This is a genomic window from Veillonella ratti, assembly GCF_003992115.1.
In the GTDB taxonomy this organism is placed as follows: Bacteria; Bacillota; Negativicutes; order Veillonellales; family Veillonellaceae; genus Veillonella_A; species Veillonella_A ratti.
Window position 1 is genome coordinate 73,758 of sequence record NZ_RQUX01000010.1, and the last position, 6,352, is coordinate 80,109.

5 protein-coding genes and 3 tRNA genes are annotated in these 6,352 nt (G+C 46.8%); all 8 read left to right on the plus strand.

Annotated elements, in window-relative coordinates; translation table 11 throughout:
- Positions 1-65 precede the first annotated feature (65 nt).
- The 8 genes from menB (at position 66) to EO124_RS05900 (ending at position 6,157) form a co-directional block, all read left to right on the plus strand.
- Positions 66-908, plus strand: a complete 843-nt coding sequence (gene menB / locus EO124_RS05865; RefSeq protein WP_006556072.1) for a 1,4-dihydroxy-2-naphthoyl-CoA synthase — start codon at positions 66-68, stop codon at positions 906-908.
- Between the two features lie 18 nt (positions 909-926).
- A complete protein-coding gene (gene menE, locus EO124_RS05870; protein ID WP_127058745.1) occupies positions 927-2,378 on the plus strand; it encodes an o-succinylbenzoate--CoA ligase in 1,452 nt (483 codons plus the stop codon).
- 92 nt (positions 2,379-2,470) lie between these two features.
- The gene (gene menC / locus EO124_RS05875; protein ID WP_164726562.1) at positions 2,471-3,736 is read left to right on the plus strand and encodes an o-succinylbenzoate synthase; all 1,266 of its coding nucleotides are present in this window, start codon (positions 2,471-2,473) and stop codon (positions 3,734-3,736) included.
- Between the two features lie 23 nt (positions 3,737-3,759).
- Entirely contained in the window at positions 3,760-4,143 is a 384-nt protein-coding gene (locus EO124_RS05880) for a PaaI family thioesterase (protein WP_127058747.1), read from the plus strand.
- A gap of 187 nt (positions 4,144-4,330) precedes the next feature.
- Positions 4,331-5,554, plus strand: a complete 1,224-nt coding sequence (locus EO124_RS05885; RefSeq protein WP_127058748.1) for a chloride channel protein — start codon at positions 4,331-4,333, stop codon at positions 5,552-5,554.
- A 184-nt stretch (positions 5,555-5,738) separates the two neighbouring features.
- A tRNA-Pro gene (locus EO124_RS05890) sits at positions 5,739-5,815 on the plus strand.
- 9 nt (positions 5,816-5,824) lie between these two features.
- A tRNA-Gly gene (locus EO124_RS05895) sits at positions 5,825-5,898 on the plus strand.
- A 182-nt stretch (positions 5,899-6,080) separates the two neighbouring features.
- Positions 6,081-6,157: transfer RNA gene (locus EO124_RS05900), tRNA-Arg, on the plus strand.
- Positions 6,158-6,352: the final 195 nt, after the last annotated feature.

The following is a 6,352-nucleotide window of genomic DNA, read 5'->3' on the forward strand; positions in this document are numbered from 1 at the left end:
AATGTAGCTAGCGTTGCCGATTGCAATTGAAATACGGTCGGCAGAGTTTTAAAAAGGAGGCTATTATGAGCAAGTTTGATTGGCAAGTATTGGATCGCGGTTATGAAGATGTAATTTATGAAACGTATAACGGCATTGCCAAAATCACCATTAATCGTCCTGAAATCCGCAATGCGTTCCGCCCTAAAACAGTGGTAGAACTCATCGACGCGTTCACCATTGCTCGTGATGACACGGAAGTGGGCGTAATTATTTTAACCGGTGCTAACCACGGCGGTGACGTGAACAAAGAAGCATTCTGCTCCGGCGGGGACCAGAGCGTACGTGGCAACGGTGGTTATGTCGGTGAAGACCGTATTCCACGCCTTAACGTGCTCGATTTGCAACACTTAATCCGCATCACGCCAAAACCGGTTATCGCCATGGTTAACGGTTATGCTATCGGCGGCGGACATGTACTTCACATCGTATGCGACTTGTCCATTGCTTCTGAAAACGCTAAATTCGGCCAGACCGGCCCGCGCGTAGGCTCCTTCGATGCCGGTTATGGTGCCGGCTACCTCGCTCGTTTGGTAGGTCATAAAAAAGCCCGTGAAATCTGGTTCTTATGCCGTCAATACACCGCGCAGGAAGCCCTCGACATGGGTCTTGTTAATACGGTAGTGCCATTTGACCAATTGGAAGAAGAAACCGTTAAATGGTGTGAAGAAATCCTTCAATTATCCCCAATGGCCCTTCGTTTCTTAAAAGCGTCCTTCAACGCTGATACGGACGGTCTTGCCGGTTTACAGCAGTTCGGCGGCGATGCGACCCTCATGTTCTATACAACCGACGAAGCCAAAGAAGGTCGCGATGCGTTCAAAGAAAAACGTAAACCTAATTTTAAACAATTCCCTAAATTCCCTTGATAGGAGGACGTTTTAACTATGCGATGGTTACGAGAGCGGGCGCAAGCAACTCCCAATCAGCCCTTTCTTGATGGCTATACTTATAAAACGATATATGAGCGCACCGTACTGCAGGCCGGCTTTTTGTCGGCCGTAGTGCGTGGTGAGAACCGCATCGGTCTTTGCAGTGAAAACTCGGTGGACATGGCGGTGATGCTCTTCGCGTTATGGTCCTTAGGGAAAGAAGTATTTTTAGTAAATCCGCACCTCACCGTACAGGAGCAGGAACAGCAAGCCCTCGACTTGGGCGTGCATTTAATCTTTGCATCGCCGACGGTGCAGGAACGGGTGGAAGCAACCTGTAACGGTCGTTTTTGCCGGCCCCATCACAGTGCGGTGAACGAAGTAGCTTGGCGTACCTGGGGTGCCTTGCCGCCTATGGATGAAACTTCCCGCACAAGGCTCGTGCAATGCTTTGAAGGCCTCTTGGTGCCGCCGCTCATGGATCAGGCCATAGCGGCCATTATGAACACCAGCGCCACGACCGGCTCCGTTAAATCCGTGCCACTTCGTTGGGGGCAAATTGAAGCCCATGTAAAGGCTTCGGCCAAAGTGTTGGGCGTAGCTCCAACCGATAATTGGCTCACTGTGTTACCAATGTTTCATGTATCGGGCTTGTCTATTATTTTGCGGACATTATATAACGGCACGGCGGCTACGATTATGTCGTCATTTGACGAAGCCAGGGTTATTGCCGGCATTACATCCGGTAAACTGACCATGGTATCCTTGGTGCCTACGGTCTTACAACGTATCATTGACCGCATTGACACTCACGCCTTACGCGTGGTGCTCCTCGGTGGTGAGTTTATTCCCGATGCGTTGGTGGAGAACTGCTTAGCTAAAGACATGCCGATTTTTAAGACCTACGGCATGACGGAAACCTTCGCCCAAAGTGCGACGGTGAATGTATTGGCTCATCCGGATAAACGTCAGGCTGTGGGCAAGCCGTTACCGGGTGTTGTTATTGAAGTGCGCAATCCCGATGAAACGGGTATTGGTGAAATTTGGCTGCAGTCGCCCATGCTCATGACGGGCTACCTCGGCAAACCGCCGATTGTTGGCTTTTTCAATACCGACGATATGGGCTACATGGATGAAGACGGCTATTTATATATTGTGAATCGTCGCCAGGATATTATTATTTCCGGCGGTGAAAATATCTATCCGAAGGAACTGGAAGATTGCCTCTATCGCTTGCCGGGCGTGACGGAATGTGCCGTCGTGCCTAAAGAAGACGAGCGCTGGGGTCAGGTGCCGATTCTCTACTATGCCGGCGAAGCCAGTGTAAAAGCGGTTAAAGAGCATTTAAGTGAAAACCTGGGCCGTTATAAACTGCCAAAGGCCATTTGTCGTTTGGCTAAATTGCCGCGTAACAATTCCGGTAAAATTATGCGCCGTACACTCATTGATGAAGCGGCGGATATGTAAAATTTTTAGGGCTTTATCGTCTGTAAAATAAGGCGGTAGTGTCGCTAATGTTAATATTGTTTTAGGGCGAGGGACGAACGATGACTCATGAGATGACGATAACTAAGCTTACGTTGCGGCACATTGGTTTACCGATGCGCTTTACCTTTCGTACGTCCCAAGGCGCCTTATCCCATAGAGAAAGTCTTATCGTAGGGGTCACCACGTCGTCGGGTTATACCGGCTACGGCGAAGTGGTGGCGTTTACGGAGCCTTTTTATACGGCAGAAACGTTGACCAAGAGTAAAGACATACTGTTGACGGCGTGGCTGCCGTTTTTTGTAGGTAAAACGCTGACCGGGTCTTGGACTATGTATGATTTAATTCGTGATATGGAATCTGTTGGACGGGATGTCTCGGAGGCTGCCGGTTATGATACATTAGGGCATGGTGATTGTGCTGTATTGAGGGCTGCTGAGCGTGGTGTGTCACAGCCTTTGACGGGCGATACGTTGCGGGCTCAATACCCTATGGCGTGGGCCGGTCTTGAAAACGCCTTGCTCCATGCCTATTGTGGTGAACAGGGCGTATCGACTATCGGAACTTTAGTGCCCGGCAAAAAACATAATACCATTGAATCCGGGGTAGTGCTCGGTGATATGCCGCTTCCCAACCTCCTGAAGGCCGTGGATGCCCATGTGGCGAAAGGTTGTAAGCGTATTAAGTTAAAACTGAAGCCCGGTGATGCGGTAGCACGGGTAGCCGCTGTGCGCAAAGCACATCCGGATATTATCTTGGCCGGTGATGCGAACTGTAGCTTTTTACCGGAACAGGCCGATGAAATTATCGCATTAAATCCGTACAATTTGTGTTCTTTGGAAGAACCTTTTATGGCAAAGGATGAAGCCGGAAACTATAAAAGCACCGAAGTGTATAGCTCACTACCTAAAGAACTGCGCAAGACCATCAAAACACCCCTTTGTTTTGACGAAAGCGTGCAATCCTTAGCGGAGTTAAAAGCGATGTACGCAACCGGTTGGCTCGATGTGCTGAATATTAAGGTCGGTCGTTTGGGCGGCCTTCGTGAAACGGTACGTTGCCTAGACTATTGCCGTAGCCATAATATCGGCTTTTGGATTGGTAGCATGGTGGAAAGCGGCGTTTCAAAATATATGCATGTGCAATTGGCCACCCTGGTAGATACTTGGATGGCCGGCGATTTGTCGGATATGAGCCGTTATTTTGAAAAAGATATTATTACCACGCCCATTGAGTTTTCAAAAGGAAGCTTGGCGGTAGATTTTAAACCGGGCCTCGGAACAGATATCGATGAAGCGGTGCTTGATGAATATACGCTAGATAAGATTGTTTTTGAATAAAGTTTTGGAAAGGAAGGATATTAATGACACTCGTTGATCAGCTTAACATAGATCATGTGAATTTAACGGGAACGGGTTTTGAAAGTGCCATGACCATGAGCGAGTTTCATGCGCAACCGTTCGGATTTCTAAATGGTGGCGCTACACTTGCGTACTGTGAAGCGATTGCCGGTATGGCCAGCAATCTCATGGGAAAGGGGGACTATGTGGGCGTGGGCCAGACGATTACGGCTCATCATTTAAAAGCGACGAAACCTGTGGGGAAATTGTTGGCTGAAGGCACCTTGCTGCATGGCGGCAAACGTAGCCATGTGTGGGAAATTAAAGTGACCAATGAAGCGGGTGAACATATTTCGCAGGTGACAGTGGTGAATGCGTTGATTGAAATGAAGCCGAATAAAGGCTGATAAATAAGAAATAAGTGTATTTTGCTACAGGTTTTTAAAATAAATAATCCGACTGTGATTTGTAAAAACTTGTGCAGGATGTAAATAAGTTGTACAGCAAACCGGAAAAGGGATTTTAGGTGTTATAATAGGAATGTAATTCTTAGATTTTAAGTCAAACGAAGTAATACAGGTGTAGGAGTTTGGTATGTTAGAGCGTAAAGTATTTGGGTTAGTCGTATTGGTCGGTATTTTTGCCGGTATCGTGGGCATAATATTTACTAATTTATTGCATGTGATTCAGCATCTTACCTTTGGCTACAGTGCTGCTGAGCATTTAAGTTTTGGTGTGGGCGTAGCGCAGGCAAGTGGTGAGCGTCGTATCTGGGCACTGTTGGCATGTGGCCTGGTAGGAGGAATCGGGTGGGTACTGATTCACCGTTATGGCGGTAAGCTGGTTGAAGTCAAGGATGCGGTTAAAGACGTGACAAAAGAAATGCCGCCGGTAACAACATTGCTTCACTCTACGCTGCAAATTGTAACCGTAGCTATGGGGTCGCCACTGGGCCGGGAAGTAGCGCCTCGTGAAGCAACATCGGCGCTTATCACCTGGGTGATGCGCTATGTAAAACTGACCAATGAAAACCGGTCACTCCTCATTGCTTGTGCTTCCGGTGCCGGCTTGGCAGCCGTGTACAACTCGCCTGTGTCGGCTACAATTTTCGTATTGGAAACCTTGCTTTTGACATGGAACGTGAGAGCCTTGAGCTCTGCTTTTATCGCCTGCGGTATCGCCACCTTTGTGGTTCGTTTAGGCCTTGGTGACACGGTTCAATACGATATGCCGCAACCCGTTATGATAGGTAACTTTGCCGAATTTGCCGTACTGATTGGCATTATTATTGGCGTGGCCGTTGTCTTTTTTGATAAATCGCAGGCTAAACTGCCTAAACTCGATCGGACAAATCCTAAGATGATTCTGTTCTCTGTGATTGCCTTTGGCTTCGTAGGACTTATGTCTGTGTACTTTCCGGCCATCTTGGGGAACGGTAAACCGGGGAATCAGCTCACCTTTGCTCATCTCGTACCTTGGGAATACGGCTTGGGCCTTTTTGCGGCTAAATGGGCGGCCGTTTTACTTGCTATGGGCGTTGGTGCCTATGGCGGTAAAATTACACCATCTATGATGCTCGGGAGTACTTTAGCACTCGTGGTGGCCATTGCGTGGAATTTTGCGATCGGACCGATTTCCGTCGGGCTCAGTGCGTTTTTAGGCGCCGTAGTATTCCTCGGTCTGGCTCAAAAAATGCCGCTTACTTCGGCAGTATTTATGCTCGAATTATCGCGCTTTTCAGTGGAATTATTCTTCCCGATAGCCCTCGCTATGGGGATGGGGATGCTGACACAAGGATGGCTTAAAACTAAAATATAAGTATGATAGTGTATGAAGAATACTGACGATTCTTGATGATTTTTGATGTTGTAAAGTTTTTTGCAAAAATTGTAAAAAAATTATAAAAAAGTACTTGCGCACATTTGCGTGGTATGATACAATAGCTTTGTTGTTGAGAACGAAGCTAGTAACAACAGCGAAAAGAATAGTATTCTTTATATATCGGGGCATAGCGCAGTTTGGTAGCGCACCTGGCTTGGGACCAGGGGGTCGCAGGTTCGAATCCTGCTGCCCCGACCATTTTTTTATGCGGGTGTAGCTCAATGGTAGAGCCCCAGCCTTCCAAGCTGGTCGCGAGGGTTCGATTCCCTTCACCCGCTCCACTTATTAGAAACATTACCGCAGTCTGATGACTGCGGATTTTTTTATTGTTTAGAAGCTAACTTTGGTTATGTAAACTGCGTAAAGAATTTATTGAAGAGAATTGATTTTTTTACAAAGTTTGGTGTATAATAGTATACAGTGATTTTTAGAGAGACTCTATTTATCGCTCGTAATTGAATATGGTCCAGTAGCTCAGTTGGATAGAGCAACGGCCTTCTAAGCCGTGGGTCGGGAGTTCGAATCTCTCCTGGGTCACCATTAGATAAAAGCGGATAGTTCGGTTTGAACTATCCGCTTTTATCTAGTGGTAGATTTTTCTTTTGAACTATTATTTAATAATGATAATATTTTTGATATTTTGATTTGATATCCTGTTGATTTTGTTGAAATATATTTCTCTTGTAATTATTTGAAGGTTCTTCTTATGTTGAGAAATGAATAGAAATACAATAT

Bases quoted from the DNA above. Each gene is read 5' to 3' on its own strand.
- menB (WP_006556072.1), top strand. From the start codon at position 66: ATGAGCAAGTTTGATTGGCAAGTATTGGATCGCGGTTATGAAGATGTA.
- menE (WP_127058745.1), top strand. From the start codon at position 927: ATGCGATGGTTACGAGAGCGGGCGCAAGCAACTCCCAATCAGCCCTTT.
- menC (WP_164726562.1), top strand. From the start codon at position 2,471: ATGACGATAACTAAGCTTACGTTGCGGCACATTGGTTTACCGATGCGC.
- EO124_RS05880 (WP_127058747.1), top strand. From the start codon at position 3,760: ATGACACTCGTTGATCAGCTTAACATAGATCATGTGAATTTAACGGGA.
- EO124_RS05885 (WP_127058748.1), top strand. From the start codon at position 4,331: ATGTTAGAGCGTAAAGTATTTGGGTTAGTCGTATTGGTCGGTATTTTT.